Origin of the sequence: Paraburkholderia caledonica (genome assembly GCF_000383275.1) — a bacterium.
Taxonomy (GTDB): domain Bacteria; phylum Pseudomonadota; class Gammaproteobacteria; order Burkholderiales; family Burkholderiaceae; genus Paraburkholderia; species Paraburkholderia caledonica.
On the sequence record NZ_KB911053.1, the window covers coordinates 1 to 22217 of the forward strand.

A 22217-nucleotide genomic window follows, 5' to 3' on the forward strand; every position below is an offset into this window, starting at 1 on the left:
GAAACCGATCACCACTTCCTTGTTCTCGACGCGCCGGCGGATATCGCTTTCCGCTTCGTCCGGCGTCTGGTAGCGCGACTGGATCTCGAACGCGACTTCGTTCGCGCCGCCGTGCTTCGGTCCTCGCAGCGCGCCGATTGCGCCCGTGATTGCCGAGTAGATGTCAGAACCGGTGCCCGCGATCACGCGCCCCGTGAACGTCGACGCGTTGAACTCATGCTCGGCATACAGGTTCAGCGACACGTGCATTGCATCGACCCACGACTTCGACGGCTCCACACCGTGCAGCAGATGCAGGAAATGGCCGCCGATCGAATCGTCGTCGGTTTCCACTTCAATGCGTTTGCCGTTGTGCGAATAGTGGTACCAGTACAGCAGCATCGAGCCGAGCGACGCCATCAGTTTGTCGGCGATATCGCGCGCGCCGGGCAGGTTGTGATCGTCCTTCTCCGGCAGCACGGTGCCGAGCACCGAGACGCCGGTGCGCATCACGTCCATTGGATGCGCGGCAGCGGGAATCCATTCGAGCGCGGCCTTCACATTGGCGGGCAGGCCGCGCAACGCCTTGAGTTTAGTCTTGTAGGCGGTGAGTTCGGCCTGTGTCGGCAGCTTTTCGTGCACGAGCAGATACGCGATCTCCTCGAACTCGCAATTACCCGCGATGTCGAGAATGTCGTAGCCGCGGTAGTGCAGATCGTTGCCGGTCTTGCCGACCGTGCAGAGTGCCGTGTTGCCCGCGGTCACGCCGGACAGCGCGACGGATTTCTTCGGTTTGAATGCGCCCGCGTTCGGCGTGCTGTTGTCTGCTTCGCTCATCAGTCTGTCTCCAGTTGCGATGCTACGTTTTTGAACGGGTCGTTAAATGCAAAGATCGGGCCATGCGCTGCGGCGGGCGCTAAGTGCCTGTTTCGGCGGAGATCCCGCCTTCTGCGAAATGCCGATGATTTCACTCATGAAATTGGCGAATTTCATTTTTGAAATGGATGCGCGCATAATGACCGCGTCTAGCCAACCGAGAGCGCACCGCGCTACTGCCGTGAGCACACCCCCCTTCGACCCCGTCCAGCGCCCGCGCATCTGGGCGCTCAGCATCAGCCGCCTGCGCGACCTGTTTTTCGACATCGCCGGCGAATATGTGGAGCGCGCCGACCTGCGCATCGTTGCGCAAGGTTTCGAAGACGCCGTTCGTGAAATCGAGGCCGCCGGCGCGTCGCGTCCTGATGTCGTCATCGCGGGCGGCTCGAACGGCGCTTATCTGAAGACGCGCGTCGCCGTGCCGGTCGTGATGATCACGCCAACGGGCTTCGACGTAATGCACGCGCTCGCGCGCGCTCGCCGCGACGGCTCGAAAGTCGCATTGGTCACGCACGGCAATACGCCCGACGAGGTTCGCCGCTTCGTCACCGCATTCGGGCTCGACGTGACGTTCGCCTCGCATCAATCGGCGCAAGACGCGGAAAGCGTCGTGCTCGATCTGCGCGACCGGGGCGTGGACGTGGTGGTCGGCCCAGGCCTTGTGACCGACCTGGCCGCGAACGCCGGCATGGGCGCTGTGTTTCTCTACTCACGCGCGTCGGTGCGCGCGGGTTTCGACACGGCGCTCGAAGTCGCGCAAGCCACGCGGCGCGAAACGATCCGCCGTCAACGGCTCGACAATCTGCTGCAACATTTGCGCGACGGCGTCGTCGCGCTCGACTCGCAAGGCCGCGTAGAAGCGATGAACCAGCGTCTTGCCGCCGTGCTCGGCATCGACCCGGCAAATGCAGTGGGCCGCACGTTCCTCGAACTTGCACCGGATCTCGACGGCAGCCTGCCCGATTCGGACGGCGACGCGTTCTGCACGGTACGGGGCGCGAGCTATGTCGTGCATCGCGGGCCGCTCGCAACAAGCGGAGCCGCGGCGGGCACGGTGCTGACTTTCCAGGAATCGCGCGCGGTCGAGCGGCTCGACCGCACATTGCGCTCGCGTCAGCGTGTGCAGCAGTTCAGCGCGCGGTATCGGCTCGAAGACATGGTCGGCGCGTCGGAGTCCATGCAACGGGTGCGCGCGCTCGTGCAGCGTTACGCAAGGTCGGACGCCACCGTGTTGATTCTCGGCGAGAGCGGCACCGGCAAGGAGATGGTCGCGCAAAGCATGCATCACCTGAGCGCGCGGCGCGACTTCGCGTTCGTCGCCATTAATTGCGGCGCCTTCCCCGAAGCTTTACTGGAAAGCGAGTTGTTCGGCTACGAAGAAGGCGCCTTCACCGGCGCGCGCAAAGGCGGCAAGGCCGGGTTGATTGAAGTCGCGCATCGCGGCACGCTGTTTCTCGATGAAATCGGCGAAATGCCGCTCTCGTTGCAAAGCCGCTTGTTGCGCGTGCTGCAGGAGCGGGAAGTCGTGCGGCTCGGTTCGACGGAACCCACGCGCGTCGACATTCGTGTTGTCGCGGCGACGCACCGTGCGTTGACTGCGGGCATCGAAGCCGGTACTTTCCGCGCCGATCTGTACTACCGGCTCAACATTCTCAGCATTGCGCTGCCGCCGCTGCGCGAGCGTCCAACGGACCTGATTTCGCTCGCCGTCGAGTTGTTATTGCAAGCCGCAGCGCGTGAGCCGAGGCTCGCCGCGCGTCTGCCCGACGCCGCCGCTGCTGAACGCGTTCTTGCCGGGCTCGCGGAGCCGTTGCAGCGCTATGCGTGGCCCGGCAACGTGCGGGAATTGCAGAACGTGGTCGAGCGCATCGCGGTCGAGCTTGCCGAGATAGAGACCGAGACGGACGTGGGCCTACATGCGGACGCCGCAGCACAAACCAGCCCAAGCCGGAACGCTGCAATCGCGCAACCGCTCATTACACGCGACATGCTGCGCACCATCGCACCCGAGATCACCGAGCCGCACCACACGCGTTCAAAGAAAGCCTCGCTCACGTTGCGCGAACGCAGCCGTCATGTGGAAGCCGACGAGATCCGTGCCGCCCTTGCCGCGCACGGCGGCGACCGCGACGCCGTTTGCGACGCGCTCGGCATCAGCAAGACGACCTTATGGCGGAAGCTGAACGCACCGCGCTAGCTTTCGCGCTCACGTTGCACTGCTTGCCCGCAGTGCCAGGATTGGCCGTCGCGCGTTGAATGAACATGCTGGGCGTCATGCCGCAGCATCGTTTGAAGTGCCGGCCAAAATGGCTTTGGTCGAAGAAACCGACCTCGGTGGCGACCACCGAGCCGGGCACGCCTTCAAGCAGCATCGTCTGCGCACGCTGAATCCGCACGCCGCACAGATAGCGATACGGCGAAGAACCGTATTGCTGCCGGAACACCGTCGCGAAGCGCGACACGCTGAGCGCGGACAGTGCCGCGAGTTGCGCGAGCGTCACCGGCTCGTTGAAATGAGCTTCGATGAAAGCCCGCGCGGCATTAAGGCTGATGGACTGTTTCATGACGTCACGATGCTCGAGCGAGGCGCCGCTTCTTTTGCGAAACGCTGAATGGCGAACTTGTCCAGTGGAATCGGCGTGCTGCCCGTATCGACGAGCTCCGCCATCGTCTCGCCGACACCCGGGCCAATCTGAAACCCGGCGCCGTTGAAGCCGAATGCATAGAAAAGACCGTCGACCTTGCTGCTCGGACCGATCACCGGTTCGCCGTCGGGCAGATAACTTTCGACGCCGCTCCACACACGAATCACATGCAACGGCGCCAGCGCGGGGACGAGCCGCCGCATCTGCGCGAGCTGACGTACCGTGTTCTGAGGCAGGACCGACGCGCGGCTCGTCACCGGATCGGCCGGCCCGGCGGGACCGCCACCGACGATGATATTGCCGCGCGGAATCTGCCGGAAGTAGATGCCTTCCTGCTTGATCGACGTGAACACGCCCATCGACGATTTGAACACGTAGGGCACCGGCTCCGTCACGCACATTTGCGGGCCGCTCACGGTAAGCGGCGCACCCTCGCCGAACTGTTCGGTAAGACGCGTCGCCCAGGCGCCCGCACAAATGACCAGTTGCGCGGCGCGGTATACGTCGCCCTGCGCGCTTTCCACGCGAAAACGGTCGCCGTCTTTTTCGACGCGCACGATCTCCGTGTTCTCGATCACCTGCGCGCCGAGCCGCGCCGCCGCGCGTCCGAATGCTGGTGCGGCCAGTCGCGGATTCGCGTGGCCGTCGAGCGGCGAGATGGACGCAGCCAGCACTTCGCGTCCAAGAAAGGGAAAGCGCCGGAACATCGCTTCGCCCTGCAGCACTTCGAGCTCCAGCCCGTGAGCGCGCGCGTCGATCGCGTACTGCTCGAAATTCCCGACGTCTTTCTGGTGATAGCACACGCGCGTATGGCCGACCGGCAGAAACTCGACATCGTCGCCGAGCAATTCAACCGAACGCTGCCACGTACGCAACGCGCGGTTGGCCATCGCCAGTTGCGGCAATGCGCGGCCTTGCCGCCGAATGCCGCCAAAGTTCACACCGCTCGCCTGCTGCCCCGTCAGACCGCGTTCCAGCAGAATCACCGAGCGATTGCGCCGGCTCAGGAAGAACGTCGTCGTGGTGCCCATGATGCCGCCGCCGATCACGATGACGTCCGCTTCGTTGCGATTGGCCGCGCTCATTGCGTCACCTCCTCGGTGAGTGCCTCGGTGAGTGCAACAGGCAGCGGCTTGACGGGCGCCTGGCCGCGCAACCGTCCCACCGACGACAACGGCACGCAAGCGGCCGCCGCAATGATCTCCGCGCCCGCGTGAGCGCAATAGCGCCCCTGGCAGCGCCCCATGCCGACGCGCGAAAACGCCTTTGCGCGATTGGCTTCCCGCGCGCCCGCCTCGCATACGACGCGACGCAACTCGCCCGCAGTAATCGCTTCGCAGCGGCAAACAATGGTCTCGTCCGGCAGCGACGCAGCGAACTTCGCCGGCCACGGAAACGCTTCGCGCAAGCCCGCAGCAAAGCGTGAGAAGCGCGCCAGTTCAGCGCGCAAGCCTTCCATGTCTTGCATGCTTCCCGTCTGCATGCCGTGGTCGTGCATGACGGCGAGCGCCGCGAGGCGGCCGGAACGTTCCGCTGCGTCCGCGCCGCGCACGCGCGCGCCGTCGCCCGCGAGATAGACGCCTTTCACGCTACTGCGGCCGTCGTTGTCCACTTGCGCGAGCCACTGCTGCGCTTCGTCGTCGAAAACAAAGCGGCAACCGGCCAGATCCGCAAGTTGCGTTTCCGGGCGCAAGTGATAGCCGAGCGCGACCGCATCGCACGCTAACTCGATGCGCTTGCCGCCCGGCAATGCCGCTTCCACGGCGCTCACGCCCGTTTGCGGGGAACCTTTGATCTCCAGAGGCTGCACGCCGCGATAAACCGGCACGCGCGCTTTCGACAACACGCGCGTCAACGCAATGCCCTTCTTGAGCGCGGCGGGAATCGCGAGCAAGCGCGGCAACGCGGCGACGCGCTGCATGAAGGTCGACGTGTCGAGCACCGCCGCGATCTGCGCACCCGCCTTCACATATTGTGCGGACACGAGATACAGCAGTGGCCCGCTGCCCATCATGACGATGCGCGAGCCGATTGCGCAGCCTTGCGATTTCAGCGCGACCTGCGCGCCGCCAAGGCTATACGTGCCCGCCTGATGCCAGCCTTTGACGGGCATCAGCCGATCGGTTGCACCGCTGCAAATGATCAGCGCGTCGAACGGCAGCGTGCCGTAACGTGTGCCGCTCACTGTGTGCACCGCATTCGCCGAGATATTCCAGACGAGCGTTTCAGACAGGTAGTCGAGCCTGCTTCTCAGCGAATCGAAGCTTTGGTGCAATGAAGCGGCGCGCTCCGCCTCCGTGCCATAAAGCGTGTCATAGCTGCGCGAGAAACCTTCAGGCTGACGCCGGTATATCTGTCCGCCGTCGCGCCGGCCTTCGTCGATAACGGTTGGACGCAGCCCGGCTTCGACAAGCGCCTCTGCAGCACGCACCCCCGCCGGTCCCGCGCCGATCACGATTACACGCGGGGCCATACGCCCTCCCCGGCTTCGGCCAGTTTGGTCACGATCGACATGCCGGGTGCCGCCGGCGTGCTGCATGCGCGCACACGCTCGCCTTTCGCGGTCCACACCCAGCAGTCCTGGCAGGCGCCCATCAGACAGAAACCGGCGCGGCGGCCATCGCCGAATTCGGAATCGCGCAACGTGCTTCCGCTCGTGAGCAACGCGACCATCAGCGTGTCGCCTTCGGCGGCCTCGCGTAGCACACCGTCGACGGTAATCGGGAAGGTCTTGCGACCGGTTTCCGCGAGCCGCACAAATCGCTGGTTCATGCCGGGATCGTCTCCAGGGTTTGCAAACGGCTGAGCTCGGCCGCCGAATGATGGCAAAGAATCTCAGCGCCGGAAGGAAGTTTCTTGAGCGACGGCGCGGTCATATTGCACATACCGTCGATTCGCACGGGGCAACGTGACCGGAACGAACAGAGTTCGGGCACGTCGGCGCTCTCGCCCATCGCGGGCAATGCGCAAGCAGCCACGTGACGCCGCGCGTCGAGCCAGCCGGGCCTCAGTTCGGGCACAGAATCCACGAGCAACTCCGTGTACGGGTGATACGGCGGCGCGGCGAGCACGTCGCGCTGTCCTGCTTCGACGCGCTGACCCGCGTACAGCACGATCACTTCGTCGCAGATCGCGCGCACGGTGGAAATGTCGTGGCTGATGAACATGTACGACACGCCAAGCTCGCGCCGCAACTCGGCGAGCAGATCGAGAATCGCCGCGCCGACCACGGTGTCGAGCGCGGAGGTCACTTCGTCGCAGAGAATCAAGGCGGGATCGGCGGCGAGCGCGCGCGCCAGATTGACGCGCTGCTTCTGGCCGCCGGACAAACCGGCAGGCGTGCGAGTCGCGATGGAAGCCGGCAGCTTCACCAGATCGAGCAGCGCGAGCATGCGTTTCTTTGCAGCAGCGCCACGCAGATGGTGATAGAACGCGAGCGGCCGGCCCAGAATGTCCGCAATCGAATGGCTTGGGTTCAGCGCTGTGTCCGCGTTCTGGAACACGATCTGGATCTGCCGGTACTGCTCGGTCGTGCGCCGCGACAGTTGCGCCGGCAGTGGCTCGCCATTGAACAGCACGTCGCCGCGTGCGCGGTCGACGAGCCCCGCAACCACGCGCGCGAGCGTCGTCTTGCCCGAGCCCGATTCGCCGATCACACCGAGCGCGCTACCGCGGGCAATGGTGAGACTCACGTCGTCGAGCACCCGCACGGCGGGTACGCCGGAACGGTCGATGCGGCCATAACCCGCGGACAGTCCGCGGATCTCCAGCAGCGGCGCCACGCGCTTTGCTTCTTCTGGCGGCGTGTCGAATGACGCTTCCGGGCGGCGCGTCGCGGCGAGCAGCTGGCGCGTGTAGGCGTCGACGGGCGCGTCGAGCACTTGGGCGACCGCGCCGTTCTCCTTCACCGCGCCGCCGTTCAGCACGACGATGCGATCGGCCATCTGCGCGACCACGGCAAGATCGTGCGACACATACACAGCAGTCGTGCCGAGTTCGCGCACCACCTTCTTGAAGGCGGCGAGCACTTCGATTTGCGTGGTGACGTCGAGCGCGGTAGTCGGTTCGTCGAACACGACGACCGCCGGATCGGTAATCAGCGCCATCGCGGCCATCAAGCGCTGCAATTGCCCGCCGGATACCTGATGCGGATAACGTTCGCCGATGGTTTCCGGCGCAGGCAACGCGAGCGCGCGAAAGAGCCCGATTGCCTTGGTCCGCGCGGCGTCTTTGGTCATCAGCTGATGCAGCAGCGCAGGCTCGGTGACCTGATCCATGATCGTGCGCGCCGGATTGAAGCCGGCCGCTGCGCTCTGCGCGACATACGCGACGGTGCGCGCGCGCAACGCGCGGCGTCCGCGGGCGTCGAGCGACAGCACGTCGACGTCGCCGATGCGCACCGAGCCGCCGCTGATCGAGCAGCCCGCGCGAGCATAGCCGAGCAGCGACAGCGCAATGGTCGTCTTGCCCGAACCGGACTCGCCGATCAGCGCGAGCACCTCGCCCTTCGCCACCGAAAAGTCGACGCCCTTGACGATCTCTGTCATCGGCCCGTGCGCCGCGCCCGCGACGACACGCAACCCCTTCACTTCAATCATGTGCCGGTCGGCCATCATGCGTCTCCGTGGCTACGGCTGCGACGCCGCAAGTTGTCGATCAGCAGATTCATGCCGATGGTCAGCGTGGCAATCGCCACCGCCGGCATCAGGACTGCGGGTGCGCCTTCCGACAAGCCGCCGATGTTCTCGCGCACGAGCGAACCCCAGTCGGCGTTAGGCGGCTGCACGCCGAGGCCGAGAAAGCTCAGGCCGCTCAACAGCAGCACGATGAACACGAAGCGCAGCCCGAAATCCGCGAGCATCGGATGGATCATGTTCGGCAGCACCTCGACGCGCGCGATATACAGCAGGCCTTCGCCTCGCGCGCGGGCCACCTGCACGTATTCCAGGCCCATCAGGTTCAACGCGAGCGAACGCGAGATACGAAACGCGCCTGGAATGTAGGCGAGCGCGGCAACTGTCGTGAGCATCGTGATCGACGATCCGAACGCGGCGATCACGACGAGCGCGAGCACCTTGCTCGGAATCGAAATCAGCGCATCGAACAGGCGGCTCAACACTTCATCCACCCATTTGCCCGACACCGCCGCGAGCAGTCCGAAGAACGTGCCGATTACGCTCGCGAGCAACGCGGCGGCGAGCGCGAGGCCCACCGTATAGCGCGCGCCGTACAGAATGCGGCTTAGCATGTCGCGGCCGAGATAATCCGTGCCGAGCGGATAGGCTGCGCTATAGCGGCCGAAGATTTCCGTCGACGTCAGCGCGCCGCCTTTGTATGGCGCGACCAGCGGTCCGACGAAAGCGACCAGCAGCCAGAACAGGACCATGAGCAGGCCAAGCAGGCCGAGCACCGAAAAGCGCTGCACGAGGCGTTGCAACACATTCTGCTTAGCGCTCGCCACTTCGACGGGTGGCGTCTCCGCGACGAGTTCATCGCGGCTGACGTCGTATAGCTCGGTGCCGGCGTGAGGAACGTGGGGATTGGTAGGTCGGCTCATCATCGACGCAGCCTCGGGTTGGATACGATCTGACACAGATCCGCGATCAGCACGAGCGCGAGATACGCGGCGCAAAACACCATCACGCAGCCTTGCACGAGCGGCATGTCGCGATTCGTCACGGCGTCGACCATCAGGCTCGCAAGGCCCGGATAATTGAAGATCGACTCGACGATCACCACGCCGCCGAACAGATACGAAAGGCTCAGCGCAACCGCGTTGGCAATCGGCCCAATGGTGTTCGGCAGCACATGGCGCAACACCACGCGGCCCGGCGACGCGCCCTTGAGCAACGCCATTTCCACATACGACGAGTTGAGCTGATCGAGCACGGCGGCGCGCGTCATGCGAGCCATCTGCGCGACGATCACGCAGCACAGCGTCATGACCGGCATCGCGTAGATGCGCAGCAGCGCGCCGAACGAATTCACCTCGGACAGGTACGACAGCGCGGGCAGCCAGCGCAGCTTGACGGCGAAAATGAGCACCGCGACCGTCGCGACGAGAAACTCGGGAACGGCCACGGTCGACAGCGTCAGCACATTGAGCGCACGGTCGAGCAGCGAGCCGCGAAACATCGCCGACGCGATGCCGATTACCAGCGCGACCGGCACCGACACCACCGCGGTCAAGCCGGCGAGCACGAGCGAGTTCGGCAGGCGCGTCGCGATCAACTGGCTAACGGGCAGATTGTTCGACAACGACGTGCCGAAGTTGCCGGTCACAATATGAAGGAGCCACTCGAAGTAGCGTTGCAGCGCGGGCTGATCGAGCCCGAACTGATGCCGCAGGGCGGCGACGGCCTCCGGCGTGGCCGCCTGGCCGAGCGCCTGTTGCGCGGCGTCGCCGGGAAGCAGGCCCGTCACGCCGAACACGATTGCCGAGACCAGCAGGAGCGTGAGCAGCGCGAGGCCGAGGCGCGCGGCAATGAGTCGTTGCGCGTGTGCTTTCATTGAAAGTCGCCTCCTTTTTTGCAGCATGCGCGCCGCGTCGCAACGGCGAGCCGTGCACGTTTGGCGCGTATGGCGCGGATTGCGCGCATTGCGTATTGCGGGGGAAACGGCGCCCCGGTTCACCGAACCGGAGCGCCTTTACATTACGCCTCTAGCCAGACGTTTTCAGCAAATGCAAAACCCATCAGACCTGCAAGCGGAATCGAGCCGAGGCCCTTGAGCTTGCTCGTATAGGCGTCGAGCGAACTCTGGAACAGCGGAATGCCGATGCCGCCGTTTTCATGCACGAGCACCTGGATGTCGCCGTAGATCTGCTTACGCTTGGCGTCGTCCGGTTCACCACGCGCCGCAACCAGCAACTGGTCGAACTTCGCACTCTTCCAGTTCGCCTCGTTCCATGGCGCATCCGACTTGAAGAACTGCGTGAGCAGCACATCGGCGCTCGGGCGCGCGTTGACGGAACCGTAACCGAGCGGATGCTTCATCCAGTGATTCGACCAGTAGCCGTCCGCCGGCACGCGCGTGACCTGCAGGTTCAAGCCCGCTTGCGGCCCGACCTGCTGAAGCAGCATTGCCATTTCGACCGAACCTTCAGCCGCCGGCGAAGCGAAAATCTGGATCGGCGTGCTGCCGACCTTGGCCTTCTGGAAGTGATACTTCGCCTTGTCCAGATCGAACTTGCGCTGCGGCAAACCGGCCAGGTAGTACCTGTTGGTCGGATCGATCGGCTGATCGTTGCCGATCGCGCCGTAGCCCTGAAAGACCGCGCGGCGAATCTGCTCGCGATCCTGCAGGTACATCATGCCTCGCCGAAAATCGTCGGTGCCGGTAATGCCGCCTTCGTCGCGAACGACCAGATCCGTGTACTGGCCGGTTTTCGTTTCCAGCACGGAGAAGCCGGCCGTGCCCTTGATGCGCGGCGCCGAGCGCGGGCTGACCGCGTTGATCAGCTGCACGTCGCCGGAAAGCAGCGCATTCACGCGTGCCGATTCGTCGCCGATGCCGATCAGTTCTATCTCGTCCAGATGCGGCAGGCCCGGCTTCCAGTATTTCTCGTTCTTCACGCCGACCGTGCGAACGCCCGGCGAGAATTCCTTGACCTTGAACGGACCGGTGCCCACAGCCGTCTTGAAGTCCTTGGTGCCGTCCTTGATGATAAGGAAGTGCGACGTCGCGAGGATCACCGGCAAGTCGGCGTTCGCGCCTTCGAGCGTGATCGTCACTTCGTCCGGACCCGTGGCCTTCACTTCCTTGATCTGATCGGCGAGCGTCTTGGCCTTCGACGCTGTCGCCGGGTCCTTATGGCGCATGATCGAATAGACGACGTCGGCGGGCGCGAGCGACTTGCCGTCGTGAAACTGCACGCCGTTGCGCAGCTTGACGACCCACACGGTCGCGTCTTTCGTATCGAGCGACGTGGCGAGCGCCATCTTCGCGCCGAGATGCGAGTCGAGCTCGGTCAAGCCGTTGTAGAACATGTTGCAACGAACGTAGTCGGTCGCGAGCGCCCCCTTCGCGGGATCGAGCGTGTCAGACGCGGACGCCGACTGTGTCGCCACGCGAATCTTGCCGCCCTGCCTGGGCGCCGCCTGCGCGAGAGCAGCGCCGCTTGCGCTCAGCAGCCCGGCGCCCGTCATCGACATCATCCCGGCCGCGGCCATCGCGCGCAGCACATCGCGTCGCGAGGCGCCCCGGGCTGTCAATTGCTCCAACCCGTTACCGAGGTCATAAGCGCCATGTTTCGAGTTTTCCTTATCCATCGAACTTCTCCGCAAGGGTGGGCAGTTGTGATGACTGCGTGGGGCTCAATAACAAACACAAGAACAGGACTTCAATAAAAGATGTCTTTGATACGGTAGTACGTCCCCACGAGCGGCAGGAACCAGGGCTTGCCGGTGTGGCCCGGTATCGCGGCCCATTCCGACTCGCCCCACGGGTTGCGGTCTTCGCGGCCGTCCATGACGTCCGCCATCACCTGACCCATGTGTGTGGACATCTGCGTGCCGTGGCCGCTGTAACCCATCGAAAAATAAATGCCGTCGTGTTGCCCGGCGTGCGGGAGACGGTCGGCGCTGATGTCCACCAGACCGCCCCAGCAATAGTCGATGCGCGCGCTCGACAGCATCGGAAACATCACGGCCAGGCCTTGTTGCAGGATGCGCCCGCTCTTCGCATCGGACGGACGTTCCGACGCCGTGAAACGCGCGCGGCCGCCGAACAGCAGACGCGAGTCGGGCGTCACGCGGAAGTAGTTGTGCATCAGGCGCGTGGTCGTATAAGCGCGCCGGTTCGGCAACACCTTCGCCAACAGTTCGGGCGGCAAAGGCTCGGTGACCACGATGAACGACCCGACCGGAGCAAGACGCCGCCGATACCAGCCGAACGGTCCATGGCGCGACGGGCCGGTTGCGATCAACACCTGCTTCGCACGCACTTCGCCGCGCGTGGTAACGACGCGATGCGCGCCGCCGTCTTTCACGATCGACGTGACCGCCGCGTTTTCATACAGCTTCGCACCGCGACGAACCGCGGCCTCGGCGAGCCCGACCGTGAACTTGCCCATATGCATCTGACCGCCGTGACGTTGCAGCAATCCGCCATGAAAACTGTCGGACTGAACCTCGCTGCGAATACGGTCTCCGTCGATCAGTTCAATGTCGGTATCGACCGTGCGCCGAATCAGATCGGCGGTCTTTTCCAGATGCGCGAGATGATGCGGCTTCGACGCGAGCTTCAGCTTGCCGGACGCCAGGTAGTCGCAGTCGATCTGTTCTTCGCGGATCAAACGCTCGACCGTATCGACGGCATCGGCAAACGCGCGGTAACACGCGCTGGCGCGCTCGATACCGAGTTGTGCGGCGAGCGCGACGAAGTCTTGGGCGACGCCCGTATTCACCTGCCCGCCGTTGCGGCCGGATGCACCGCCGCCAACGCGCCCAGCGTCCACCACCGTTACCGACGCGCCGCGCTTACCCAGCGCCAGCGCCGCCGACAAGCCGGTGAAACCCGCGCCGATCACCACCACGTCGGCGAGGCCGTCGACCGGGCCTTCACACGCCGTGACGAACGGCGGCGCGGTGTCGAGCCAATAGGATTCGAGCTTCATCCGGTGTGTCCTTTGATCGGCAGATGCTTACAGGCCGAGTTCGGCGGCCAGCCCCGGAATGCCGTCGACTTCGTAGTACTGGTAATACGGCGTCGACGGTTCATGACCGCGGTTGATGAAGGCCTTATGCTTGACGCCCATGTCGTGCACGGTCATGAGGTCGTAGCGCAGGCTCGACGACACGTGCAACACGTCTTCCGGATTGCAGTTCAGCTTGTCGAACATGTACTCGAAGCCTTGCATGCGCGGCTTGTACGATTGCGCCTGCTCTGCCGTGAACACCGCATGGAACGGCGCGCCGAGCTTGTCGACGTTGCTCTGGATCTGGTCATTCGATGCGTTCGACAGAATCACGAGCTTGTACTTCTTTGCAAGGCGCGAAAGACCCTCGGGCACGTCCGGATGCGGCCCCCACGTCGGCACTGCTTCATAGATCTTCTGCGCACCGGCTTCATTGAATTCGACGTTCATGCGCGCGCACGCACGGCGCAGCGCATTCACCACGACATCGCGATACGGCTTCCATGCGCCCAGCACTTCGTCGCGGCGATAGCCGGCGTAGAACGCCACCAGCTTTTCGAGGTCGTCGGCCTTCAGAATGTGGCCGTACAGTTCGCGCGTCATCTCGGCCATGCGGAATTTGGTCAGCGTGCCGTAGCAGTCGAAGGTAATGTATTTCGGTTCGAATTCGATCATGGTGCAGTCCTATCGTGATGGTGAACTCGCGTCGAGCTCATTGGCGAAAACAGGGAAAGCTCATTCCTGTAAAAGATTTAATCAGCGCAAAAACATAGATGTTCCTGATTCGCGCGCTGCTTGTGACACAAACCATTCGTTTTGAGGCCGTTGCGCAGCACAGTCTGCGGTTACCGGCTGGAAGCCTTGCCAGGCTTGGCTCGCGTGGGCCGGGCGCGCACGCCGGCGCCCGTCATTGCCGCCAAGCTTGTCGGCGATGAAATGGCCGCTGCGAATCGCGACATCGTCCGGATTGAAGCCGTCCATGAGAGAGGGTCCTGAGTGGTGACTGAATCAAACCGCCTGCGATGCGTTGGTAGCAGGTCATCGCAATGACAAAATCGTAGAGCCGCGTGCCCGGCATATGTCGCCGACAAAATTCGCCCCGCAGCAGAACCCGCCTGTAATGCATGTGCAGACCTGGTGTTTTGCATCGAATTGCAATGCGGCCCTCTGAAGCGCGTCACATAGAAAGATCGTCCTAGTCACACCGCGCCCTGGATGACAAAGTGACGCGTAAGCCTTTAGCCATTCATGGAGTGCGGCGTGCCCGATTCGATTACCTATAGACGCTTTACCCTCGACGACATAGACGCCGCTCATGCGTTGACGGTCGAACTCAAATGGCCGCATCGCGCCGATGACTGGAGATTCGTCGTGCAACTCGGCGTGGGTTTCGTCGCGGAAGACGCGAGCGGCGTGATCGGCACGGCGCTCTGCTGGAAGTACGGAGCGGACCGTGCGTCGCTCGGCATGGTGATCGTGTCGCCGGCGCGGCAAGGACGCGGCATCGGCAGAAAGTTGATGGAGCTTCTGCTGGAAGAACTCGGCGGCCGGATCACGTTCCTGCACGCAACCCCCGCCGGTCAGCCGCTTTACGAGAAGCTCGGCTTCCGCGCGGCCGGCACGCTCGACCAGCATCAGGGCGCGGCATTTCAGCCACCGCTCGTGTCGTTGCCGCCCGGCGAGCGTCTGCGTCCGTTAGGTTCAAGCGACACCGCGCGGCTCGTGGAACTGGCTTCGCAGGCAAGCGGCCTCGATCGCAGCGAGGTCCTGCCCGCGCTGCTGGAGAACGCCGACGGCATTGCGCTCGACCGCGACGGCGAACTCGTCGGCTTCGCGCTCTTTCGCCGCTTCGGACGCGGCTTTGCGATCGGCCCGGTGGTCGCGCCTCATTCCGGCGATGCGAGCCGCGCGAAGGCGCTCATCAGCCACTGGCTCGCGCTCAATGAGGGCGTCTTCGTGCGCGTCGATACACCGGGCGATAGCGGTCTGACCGAATGGCTCGAACAGCTCGGTCTGCCGCGCGTGGACACCGTCGTCAGAATGGTGCGCAACGCAGCGCCGGAAAGCGTGGCGGCCAAGGCGACAGGGTGTGTGCAGTACGGCATCATCAATCAGGCGATTTTCTGACCCGTCATGGCCTTCCTCTATAAAGCAGACCCGGCGCGCGGGGCGCAGTGGGCGAAACTCTTCGCCGAGAAGGCGCCCGACCTACCGTTTCATATCTGGCCCGATCACGGCGATCCCGCCGCGATTCGCTATCTCGCCGCCTGGCAACCGCCTGCCAATCCCACGCTCACGTTTCCCAATCTGGAAGTGGTGTTTTCAGTGGGCGCGGGCATCGATCAATTCGATCTGTCGGGCGTGCCGGCGCATGTGCCGGTCGTGCGGATGATCGAACCGGGGATCGTGGAAGGAATGGTGGAATACGTCACACAGGCCGCGCTGACGATTCATCGCGATCTGTTCGACTACGGTCTTCAGCAACAACAGCAAGTGTGGCGCGAAATGCCGCTGAAGCCGGCTGCGCAACGGCGCATCGGCGTGCTCGGACTGGGTGTGCTCGGCACCGCGGTTCTGGAACGACTGCGCCTTTTCGGTTTTGCATGCGCGGGCTGGAGCCGCTCGCCGCGTGAAATAGAAGGCGTCGAATGCTATGCGGGCGAAGGCTCGCTCGACGCGTTTCTCGCGCGCACCGACATACTGGTTTGCCTGTTGCCGCTCACGTCCGCCACACGCGGTCTGCTCGACGCGAGCCTGTTTGCCAGGCTGCCGCGCGGCGCATCGCTGATTCAAACCGGGCGCGGCCCGCAACTGAATCAGCCGGATCTGCTCGCAGCACTCGACAGCGGTCAACTCCTCAACGCGATTCTCGACGTGACGGATCCTGAGCCTTTGCCGCCCGGCCATCCGTTGTGGACGCATCCACGCGTGCGGATCACGCCGCATATCGCCAGCGCCACGCGGCCCGATACCGCCGTCGACGTGGTGCTCGACAACTTGCGCCGTCATCGCGAAGGTCTGCCGATGCTCGGTCAGATCGACCGTACGCGTGGCTATTAAGCGGCACACATGTCACTGAACACATGCCCGGCGGCACTTTTCAGCGTTCGCAGCACAAAATGCTAAGGGCATGCATCAAAACGCGTCGCGCGCGCTTTTCAGGCAATTGTTTAGGCAAGCGGGCGATCGCCCCGGATCAGTAGTATGGAACCGTCAACAGCCCTTTCCCGCGACGAGAACCCACCATGCCGATTCAATCGCTCATTGAAGCCGACCGCCAGCATCTGATTCACCCTGTCATCAACTATCGTGCGCACGAAGCTCGCGGCGTCACGGTTCTCGAATCCGCCAGCGGCGCGTTTCTGCGCGACGCGGCCGGCAATGAACTGCTCGACGCCTTCTCCGGCTTGTGGTGCGTGAACGTGGGCTACGGCCAGCAGAGCATTGTCGAAGCCGCCACCGCGCAAATGAAAAAGCTGCCCTACGCGACCAGCTATTTCCATTTTGGCTCTGAACCTGCGATCGAACTCGCACAGAAACTGGCGAGCGTGGCGCCGGCGTCGCTGCAACATGTGTACTTCACACTCGGCGGCTCGGACGCGGTCGACTCGGCAATCCGCTTCATCACGCATTACTTCAACGCGACGGGCCGCCCGTCGAAGAAGCACATCATCGCGTTGCAACGCGGCTATCACGGGTCGTCCAGCATGGGCGCGGGGCTCACTGCATTGCCCGCGTTCCACCGCAATTTCGATCTGCCGTTGCCGAACCAGCATCACCTGCCGTCGCCGTATGCATACCGCAGCAATTTCGCCGACGACGCCGCGCTGATCGCCGCCTCGGTCGCCGCGCTCGAAGCGAAGGTCGCGGAACTCGGCGCGGACAATGTCGCCGCGTTCTTCTGCGAGCCGATTCAAGGCTCGGGCGGCGTGATCGTGCCGCCGTTCGGCTGGCTGAAGGCGATGCGCGAAAGCTGCCGCAAGTTGGGCATTCTCTTCCTGGCGGATGAAGTGATCACGGGCTTCGGCCGCACGGGTCCGCTCTTCGCATGCCAGGGCGAAAGCGTCGAGCCGGACCTGATGACCGTCGCGAAGGGTTTGACCGCCGGTTACGCGCCGATGGGCGCCGTGCTGATGTCTGACGAAATCTATCAAGGCATTGCCGATGGCGACGCCGAAGCGATTGTCGGCCACGGTCACACGTATTCCGCGCATCCGGTCAGCGCGGCAATCGGTCTCGAAGTGCTGCGGCTTTATCACGAAGGCGGGCTGCTGGCGAACGGCGCAGCGCGTGCACCGCGTTTTGCGCGTGGTCTCGACGCGTTGCTCGAGCATCCTCTGGTGGGCGACTCGCGTCACCGCGGCTTGCTCGGCGCGCTCGAACTCGTCAGTAACAAGGACAGCAAGGCGCAATTCGACCCGGCACTCAAGCTGTCAGAGCGCATTGCCGCTGCGGCGTATGAAAACCGCCTGATTTTCCGCGCGTTCGGCGACAACATTCTCGGCTTTGCACCGGCGCTCTCGTACACCGAATCGGACTTCGACATGATGTTCGAGCGGCTCGAAAAAACCCTGGACGACGTGCTCGCGCAACCCGACGTTCGGGCCGCGCTGAGCGGCAAAAACGCGGCTAACAACCGAGTCAAAAGTACTGCCGCTGCATGCTAGAGTAGAGGGCGCCTTAAGCCCCTTACCCCAACCGCCGGAGCTACAACGTTACGATGAGCAGCGATTGCAAGCTGGACCGTATTGACCTGCGCATACTTTCGCAGTTGCAGAAGAAAGGCCGCATAACCAACGTCGAGCTTGCCGATGCGGTTGGCCTTTCGCCCAGCCCCTGCCTGATTCGCGTCAAGCGCCTGGAGAAAGCCGGCTACATCATCGGCTATGGTGCGCAGATCCAGCTCGAAAAGCTGGGCGACGTGCAGATCGTTTTCACCGAAGTCACGCTCGCCGATCACCGGCGCGAAGACTTCACGAAGTTCGTGAATGCGATTCGCGACGTCGATGAGATCGTGGAGTGCCATCTCGCAAGCGGCGGCTACGATTACCTGCTCAAGTTCGTCACGCGCAGCGTGAGCCATTACCAAAGCATTATTGAAGGCTTACTGGAACGCGACATCGGCATTGAAAAGTACTTCAGCTACGTGATCATCAAGTCGCCGTTCGTGAAGAGCCACTATCCGCTCGAAACGTTGTTCTCGCAGAATCATCACTAGGCATTATCAGGCGCTGTGTTCCGGCGGGCTCCACTGGGCGAACTCCTCGCTGAGGAAGTCCACGCAGACCCGCACTTTCGCCGACTGCGCGAGCCGCGCCGGATACACCGCCCACAAGTTCGCCGGCTGCGTCACCTCCGGCAACACCTGCTGCAACTGCCCGCTTTCCAGCAGCGGCCGCACGTCCCACATCGAACGCAGCACGATGCCGCGTCCGGCCAGCGCCCATTGCACCGCCACCTCGCCATGATTGGTCGACAACGGTCCCGTGACCTTGATCGACGCCGCTTCGCCGCGCACGGTCAAACGCCACAATCCGAACGGATGATCGCGCTCCTTGATCGCGAGACACGCATGCGACGACAGATCGGCTAGCTGACGCGGCGCGCCATGCCGCGCGAGGTAGTCGGGCGACGCGCATAGTACGCGATGATTCGACGCGAGCCGCCGCGCGATCAGATGCGGCGCGATGTCGTCGCCAATACGAATGTCCAGATCGAAGCCCTCGCCGGCCACATCGACGAGCCGGTCGAACAGGTCGAGGCGCACGCTCAACTGCGGATAACGTTCGGAAAACCCCGCGAGCGCGGGTGCAACGAAGCGCCGGCCGAAACCGAAACTGCTGGAAATACGCAGCTTGCCGCCAGGAATGCGGCGCGTAGTCGACACGTCTTCCACCAGCTGATCGACGTCGTCGAGAATCTTCTCGGCCCACGTATAGACGCGCTCGCCGGCTTCCGTGATAGCCACGCGCCGCGTAGACCGGTGCAACAAACGCGTGCCGAGCGTAGTCTCCAGCACATTGATCCGCTTGCTCACATAAGCTGCGGACACGGACAACGCCTCCGCCGCCGCGCTGAAACTGGCTTTGCGCGCGACTTCGCAAAACACGCGCAAATCGCCGAGATCGGGTGACGGGGCGGCGTTCATAGGTCGCTCACTGGCGTGGAGGTTTGTACACGAATCGTGCACAGTGGCTTAACTAAAGCGATCATTTTAGAGCCAAACAGCAGGAATAGAATAACCGTTATCGAATCAGTACTAGCCCTAATGGAGGAGCACAACATGTCGAAAAAATATCGGATCGCTGTCATTCCCGGCGACGGCATCGGCGTCGAAGTCATGCCCGAAGCGCTTCGCGTGCTCGACACGGTGAAAGCGCGCTTTGGCATCGAACTCGAGTATCAGCACATCGAATGGGCGAGCTGCGACTACTACGCGAAGCACGGCCAGATGATGCCCGACGACTGGAAGGCGCAACTGCAATCGGCGGACGCGATTCTGTTCGGCGCGGTGGGTTGGCCCGACACGGTGCCCGACCATATTTCGCTGTGGGGCTCGCTGCTCAAGTTCCGCCGCGAATTCGACCAGTACATCAACTTGCGCCCGGCGCGTCTTTTTGCCGGCGTGCCGTCGCCGCTCGCGGGTCGCAAGGCCGGCGACATCGACTTCTGGATCGTGCGTGAAAACACCGAAGGCGAGTATTCGTCGGTAGGCGGCGTGATGTTCGAAGGCACGGAGCGTGAGTTCGTACTGCAGGAATCGGTATTCACGCGGCACGGCAGCGAACGCGTGTTGAAGTTCGCGTTCGATCTCGCGCAACGTCGCGAGCGCAAGAAGATCACCGTTGCGACAAAGAGCAACGGTATCGCGATCAGCATGCCGTGGTGGGACAAATGCGCGGCCGGCATTGCGGCGCAGTACCCGGACGTCACGTGGGACAAGCAGCACATCGACATTCTCTGCGCGCGACTCGTGTTGAACCCGGATCGCTTCGACGTGGTGGTCGCCACCAATCTGTTCGGCGACATCCTGTCCGATCTCGGTCCCGCGTGCACGGGCACGATTGGGCTCGCGCCGTCCGGCAATCTGAACCCTGACCGCAAGTTTCCTTCGCTGTTCGAGCCGGTGCATGGCTCGGCGCCGGACATCGCCGGCAAGAACATCGCCAATCCGATCGCGATGATCTGGTCCGCGGCGATGATGCTCGACTTCCTCGGCAATCACGAGGGCAAAGAACGCGAGGCGCACGACGCGATTCTGGCTGCGATCGAAGCGACACTGATTGAAGGCCCGCATACCGGCGACCTTGGCGGTAAGGCGAACACGACCGAAGTCGGTCAGGCCATTGCCGCGAAACTCGGCTGAAGCTCTCTATCTTTCTGCCAGGACACTCTCGCATGAGCATGGAAACCTATCCCATCGAGGTCGAGTTCCCCGACATCTCGGCACATGAACAATCGCCGTCGGGCATTGCCTATGTCCATACGTTCGACTCCGGCGTGCCCGGCCCGCACGTCATGATCAACGCGCTCACGCACGGCAACGAAGTGTGCGGCGCGATTGTCGTGGACGACCTGCTGCGACGCGCGTTGCGCCCGCGGCGCGGGCGCCTCACGCTCGCGTTCGCGAACGTCGCGGCTTACCTGAGCTTCGATCCCGCGAAGCCGGACGCCGCCCGGTTCGTCGATCAGGACTTCAACCGCGTGTGGACCGCCGCCATGCTCGACGATGTGTCGCGAACCTCCAGCGAACTAACGCGCGCGCGGGCGATACGGCCGGTCATCGACAGCGTCGACCTGTTGCTCGATCTGCACTCGATGCACGAGAAGAGCAAGCCGCTGATCGTGGCCGGGCCGCTGCAAAAAGGCATCGATCTCGCCACGCGACTCGGTACACCGGCCACCGTGATCTGCGACGAAGGCCATCCGGAAGGCCGCCGCATGCGCGACTATGAAGGCTTTGGCGATGCGGCCAGCCCGAAGAACGCGTTGCTGATCGAATGCGGGCAGCACTGGGAACAGACTGCCGTGGCAGTGGCACGCGACACGACTGCGCGTTTCCTGCTGCTCGCCGGTGTTGTCGACGAGAGCGATCTGCCGCCTGACTGGCTCGCGCCGTTGCCGCCTGTGCAGCACATCGTGCGCGTAACGGAACCGGTCGTCGCAACGAGCATGGACTTTCGTTTCGCCGGGCCGTACACCGGGCTCGAAATCTTTCCTGAAGCCGGCGCTGTCATCGGCTGGTCCAACGGCGAAGCCGTCACCACGCCTTACGACAACTGCATGCTCGTCATGCCTTCGCTGCGCCAACTGCGCCCTGGCGTGACGGTCGTGCGCCTCGGCAAGATCGAACAAACCATTGCCAACACTTCAACCAGCGGCCAGTAAGCGGGCGCGTGCATTTATATAAGGCGGCTAAAGCCATGAAGGTTCAACAAATCAAACAAAGCGTGAATCTGCAGAATCTGGAGGACTGGGGCACGGCTGGACTGCCCGGCACCACGCCGATCCGCGTCTCGGGCGTGCAACGGGTGATCAAAGGAACGGAAACCATCGACACCGGCATATTCGAATGCTCGGCCGGCACTTACCGCCGCTCGGTCAAGCAGGCCGAAGTGATGCACATCATCGCCGGACATGGGCGCTTTACGCCCGACAACGAGGAGACGGTCCACTTCGCGAGCGGCGACACGCTGTTTTTCGAAGCCAATACCGAAGGTCTTTGGGAAGTGGACGAGACCATGCGCAAGGTCTATGTGATCCTCTGAGCGACTCTTTCAGTTTCTACCCGGCGCGCTCACACGCGCCGCGGCCTCCGCGCTATTCTCTGCTTCGTCACCGCCCTTTCCTTTCGACGCGCCCCGGTCACAGTGTCGGGTAATCCCGCGTTGACCTGCCGTTATCAAATTACTTACAGTGGCACTTGTTCGCTGAGAGAATCGTAGTTCTATATACGAACAAATAAATTGATAGCGACGGCAACCCTGTCCGCATACCATGCATGAATGAAGCCGACAGAGTTGCAGGCGCAGGCATTGCGCGCCGCCCAACGGCACGCGATCGTAAAGTAAGACGAGGCT

Annotated in this window: 21 protein-coding genes; 8 read left to right on the forward strand and 13 right to left on the reverse strand. The window is 63.3% G+C overall.

Going from position 1 to position 22217, the window contains the following annotated elements:
• The coding region (locus tag H281_RS0132510) for a citrate/2-methylcitrate synthase (RefSeq protein WP_020071308.1) at window positions 1–816 on the reverse strand (816 nt) is incomplete at its 3' end.
• Window positions 817–1036: 220 nt separating this feature from the next.
• Between H281_RS0132510 and prpR the strand changes: the two genes are divergently transcribed.
• Window positions 1037–3052, forward strand: coding sequence for a propionate catabolism operon regulatory protein PrpR (gene prpR, locus H281_RS0132515; RefSeq protein ID WP_027805135.1), 2016 nt, complete (start codon window positions 1037–1039; stop codon window positions 3050–3052).
• On the opposite strand, the gene H281_RS0132520 is transcribed toward prpR, so the two are convergent.
• The 11 genes from H281_RS0132520 to H281_RS0132570 form a co-directional block, all read right to left on the reverse strand.
• Window positions 3009–3419, reverse strand: a complete 411-nt coding sequence (locus H281_RS0132520) for a helix-turn-helix domain-containing protein (protein ID WP_020071310.1) — start codon at window positions 3417–3419, stop codon at window positions 3009–3011. The genes prpR and H281_RS0132520 overlap by 44 nt on opposite strands.
• Complete coding sequence (locus H281_RS0132525; protein WP_020071311.1) at window positions 3416–4585, reverse strand: NAD(P)/FAD-dependent oxidoreductase; 1170 nt, start codon at window positions 4583–4585, stop codon at window positions 3416–3418. The genes H281_RS0132520 and H281_RS0132525 overlap by 4 nt, the downstream gene beginning before the upstream one ends.
• A complete protein-coding gene (locus H281_RS0132530; protein ID WP_020071312.1) occupies window positions 4582–5973 on the reverse strand; it encodes an FAD/NAD(P)-dependent oxidoreductase in 1392 nt (463 codons plus the stop codon). Before H281_RS0132530 ends, H281_RS0132525 begins: the two co-directional genes overlap by 4 nt.
• On the reverse strand, window positions 5958–6272 hold the full coding sequence (locus H281_RS0132535) for a (2Fe-2S)-binding protein (RefSeq protein WP_020071313.1): 315 nt from the start codon (window positions 6270–6272) through the stop codon (window positions 5958–5960). Before H281_RS0132535 ends, H281_RS0132530 begins: the two co-directional genes overlap by 16 nt.
• The gene (locus H281_RS0132540; protein ID WP_020071314.1) at window positions 6269–8113 is read right to left on the reverse strand and encodes an ABC transporter ATP-binding protein; all 1845 of its coding nucleotides are present in this window, start codon (window positions 8111–8113) and stop codon (window positions 6269–6271) included. The genes H281_RS0132535 and H281_RS0132540 overlap by 4 nt, the downstream gene beginning before the upstream one ends.
• Window positions 8113–9060, reverse strand: a complete 948-nt coding sequence (locus tag H281_RS0132545) for an ABC transporter permease (protein ID WP_027805136.1) — start codon at window positions 9058–9060, stop codon at window positions 8113–8115. The genes H281_RS0132540 and H281_RS0132545 overlap by 1 nt, the downstream gene beginning before the upstream one ends.
• Window positions 9057–10010: an ABC transporter permease gene (locus H281_RS0132550; RefSeq protein ID WP_020071316.1), complete on the reverse strand. Its 954-nt coding sequence runs from the start codon at window positions 10008–10010 to the stop codon at window positions 9057–9059. The genes H281_RS0132545 and H281_RS0132550 overlap by 4 nt, the downstream gene beginning before the upstream one ends.
• A gap of 143 nt (window positions 10011–10153) precedes the next feature.
• Window positions 10154–11770 carry an ABC transporter substrate-binding protein gene (locus H281_RS0132555; RefSeq protein WP_020071317.1) on the reverse strand — a complete coding sequence of 539 codons (1617 nt, stop codon included), beginning with the start codon at window positions 11768–11770 and terminating at the stop codon, window positions 10154–10156.
• 71 nt (window positions 11771–11841) lie between these two features.
• Entirely contained in the window at window positions 11842–13116 is a 1275-nt protein-coding gene (locus H281_RS0132560) for an NAD(P)/FAD-dependent oxidoreductase (RefSeq protein WP_020071318.1), read from the reverse strand.
• Between the two features lie 27 nt (window positions 13117–13143).
• Window positions 13144–13812, reverse strand: a complete 669-nt coding sequence (locus H281_RS0132565; protein WP_020071319.1) for a haloacid dehalogenase type II — start codon at window positions 13810–13812, stop codon at window positions 13144–13146.
• A gap of 81 nt (window positions 13813–13893) precedes the next feature.
• A complete protein-coding gene (locus H281_RS0132570; RefSeq protein WP_020071320.1) occupies window positions 13894–14118 on the reverse strand; it encodes a hypothetical protein in 225 nt (74 codons plus the stop codon).
• Between the two features lie 267 nt (window positions 14119–14385).
• Between H281_RS0132570 and H281_RS0132575 the strand changes: the two genes are divergently transcribed.
• From H281_RS0132575 to H281_RS0132590, 4 genes are all read left to right on the forward strand, one after another.
• Window positions 14386–15264 (forward strand): GNAT family N-acetyltransferase, encoded by an 879-nt coding sequence (locus H281_RS0132575; protein ID WP_020071321.1) that lies wholly within the window; start codon window positions 14386–14388, stop codon window positions 15262–15264.
• A 6-nt stretch (window positions 15265–15270) separates the two neighbouring features.
• Window positions 15271–16197, forward strand: a complete 927-nt coding sequence (locus H281_RS0132580) for a 2-hydroxyacid dehydrogenase (RefSeq protein ID WP_020071322.1) — start codon at window positions 15271–15273, stop codon at window positions 16195–16197.
• Window positions 16198–16382: 185 nt separating this feature from the next.
• Entirely contained in the window at window positions 16383–17804 is a 1422-nt protein-coding gene (locus H281_RS0132585) for an aspartate aminotransferase family protein (protein ID WP_020071323.1), read from the forward strand.
• 53 nt (window positions 17805–17857) lie between these two features.
• The gene (locus tag H281_RS0132590; RefSeq protein WP_020071324.1) at window positions 17858–18355 is read left to right on the forward strand and encodes an Lrp/AsnC family transcriptional regulator; all 498 of its coding nucleotides are present in this window, start codon (window positions 17858–17860) and stop codon (window positions 18353–18355) included.
• Window positions 18356–18361: 6 nt separating this feature from the next.
• Here the strand turns inward: H281_RS0132590 and H281_RS0132595 are convergent, their stop codons facing one another.
• Window positions 18362–19285 carry a LysR substrate-binding domain-containing protein gene (locus H281_RS0132595; RefSeq protein WP_020071325.1) on the reverse strand — a complete coding sequence of 308 codons (924 nt, stop codon included), beginning with the start codon at window positions 19283–19285 and terminating at the stop codon, window positions 18362–18364.
• A 135-nt stretch (window positions 19286–19420) separates the two neighbouring features.
• On the opposite strand from H281_RS0132595, the gene H281_RS0132600 reads away from it, so the two are divergent.
• From H281_RS0132600 to H281_RS0132610, 3 genes are read left to right on the forward strand one after another with little or no spacing between them, the layout of a single operon-like run.
• Window positions 19421–20503 (forward strand): tartrate dehydrogenase, encoded by a 1083-nt coding sequence (locus tag H281_RS0132600; protein WP_027805138.1) that lies wholly within the window; start codon window positions 19421–19423, stop codon window positions 20501–20503.
• 32 nt (window positions 20504–20535) lie between these two features.
• Window positions 20536–21525: a M14 family metallopeptidase gene (locus H281_RS0132605; protein WP_020071327.1), complete on the forward strand. Its 990-nt coding sequence runs from the start codon at window positions 20536–20538 to the stop codon at window positions 21523–21525.
• A 35-nt stretch (window positions 21526–21560) separates the two neighbouring features.
• On the forward strand, window positions 21561–21905 hold the full coding sequence (locus H281_RS0132610) for a cupin domain-containing protein (protein WP_020071328.1): 345 nt from the start codon (window positions 21561–21563) through the stop codon (window positions 21903–21905).
• The last annotated feature ends 312 nt before the right edge of the window (window positions 21906–22217 follow it).

Bases quoted from the DNA above. Each gene is read 5' to 3' on its own strand.
- H281_RS0132520 (WP_020071310.1), bottom strand. From the start codon at position 3,419: ATGAAACAGTCCATCAGCCTTAATGCCGCGCGGGCTTTCATCGAAGCT.
- H281_RS0132525 (WP_020071311.1), bottom strand. From the start codon at position 4,585: ATGAGCGCGGCCAATCGCAACGAAGCGGACGTCATCGTGATCGGCGGC.
- H281_RS0132530 (WP_020071312.1), bottom strand. From the start codon at position 5,973: ATGGCCCCGCGTGTAATCGTGATCGGCGCGGGACCGGCGGGGGTGCGT.
- H281_RS0132535 (WP_020071313.1), bottom strand. From the start codon at position 6,272: ATGAACCAGCGATTTGTGCGGCTCGCGGAAACCGGTCGCAAGACCTTC.
- H281_RS0132540 (WP_020071314.1), bottom strand. From the start codon at position 8,113: ATGGCCGACCGGCACATGATTGAAGTGAAGGGGTTGCGTGTCGTCGCG.
- H281_RS0132545 (WP_027805136.1), bottom strand. From the start codon at position 9,060: ATGATGAGCCGACCTACCAATCCCCACGTTCCTCACGCCGGCACCGAG.
- H281_RS0132550 (WP_020071316.1), bottom strand. From the start codon at position 10,010: ATGAAAGCACACGCGCAACGACTCATTGCCGCGCGCCTCGGCCTCGCG.
- H281_RS0132555 (WP_020071317.1), bottom strand. From the start codon at position 11,770: ATGGATAAGGAAAACTCGAAACATGGCGCTTATGACCTCGGTAACGGG.
- H281_RS0132560 (WP_020071318.1), bottom strand. From the start codon at position 13,116: ATGAAGCTCGAATCCTATTGGCTCGACACCGCGCCGCCGTTCGTCACG.
- H281_RS0132565 (WP_020071319.1), bottom strand. From the start codon at position 13,812: ATGATCGAATTCGAACCGAAATACATTACCTTCGACTGCTACGGCACG.
- H281_RS0132570 (WP_020071320.1), bottom strand. From the start codon at position 14,118: ATGGACGGCTTCAATCCGGACGATGTCGCGATTCGCAGCGGCCATTTC.
- H281_RS0132575 (WP_020071321.1), top strand. From the start codon at position 14,386: ATGGAGTGCGGCGTGCCCGATTCGATTACCTATAGACGCTTTACCCTC.
- H281_RS0132580 (WP_020071322.1), top strand. From the start codon at position 15,271: ATGGCCTTCCTCTATAAAGCAGACCCGGCGCGCGGGGCGCAGTGGGCG.
- H281_RS0132585 (WP_020071323.1), top strand. From the start codon at position 16,383: ATGCCGATTCAATCGCTCATTGAAGCCGACCGCCAGCATCTGATTCAC.
- H281_RS0132590 (WP_020071324.1), top strand. From the start codon at position 17,858: ATGAGCAGCGATTGCAAGCTGGACCGTATTGACCTGCGCATACTTTCG.
- H281_RS0132595 (WP_020071325.1), bottom strand. From the start codon at position 19,285: ATGAACGCCGCCCCGTCACCCGATCTCGGCGATTTGCGCGTGTTTTGC.
- H281_RS0132600 (WP_027805138.1), top strand. From the start codon at position 19,421: ATGTCGAAAAAATATCGGATCGCTGTCATTCCCGGCGACGGCATCGGC.
- H281_RS0132605 (WP_020071327.1), top strand. From the start codon at position 20,536: ATGAGCATGGAAACCTATCCCATCGAGGTCGAGTTCCCCGACATCTCG.
- H281_RS0132610 (WP_020071328.1), top strand. From the start codon at position 21,561: ATGAAGGTTCAACAAATCAAACAAAGCGTGAATCTGCAGAATCTGGAG.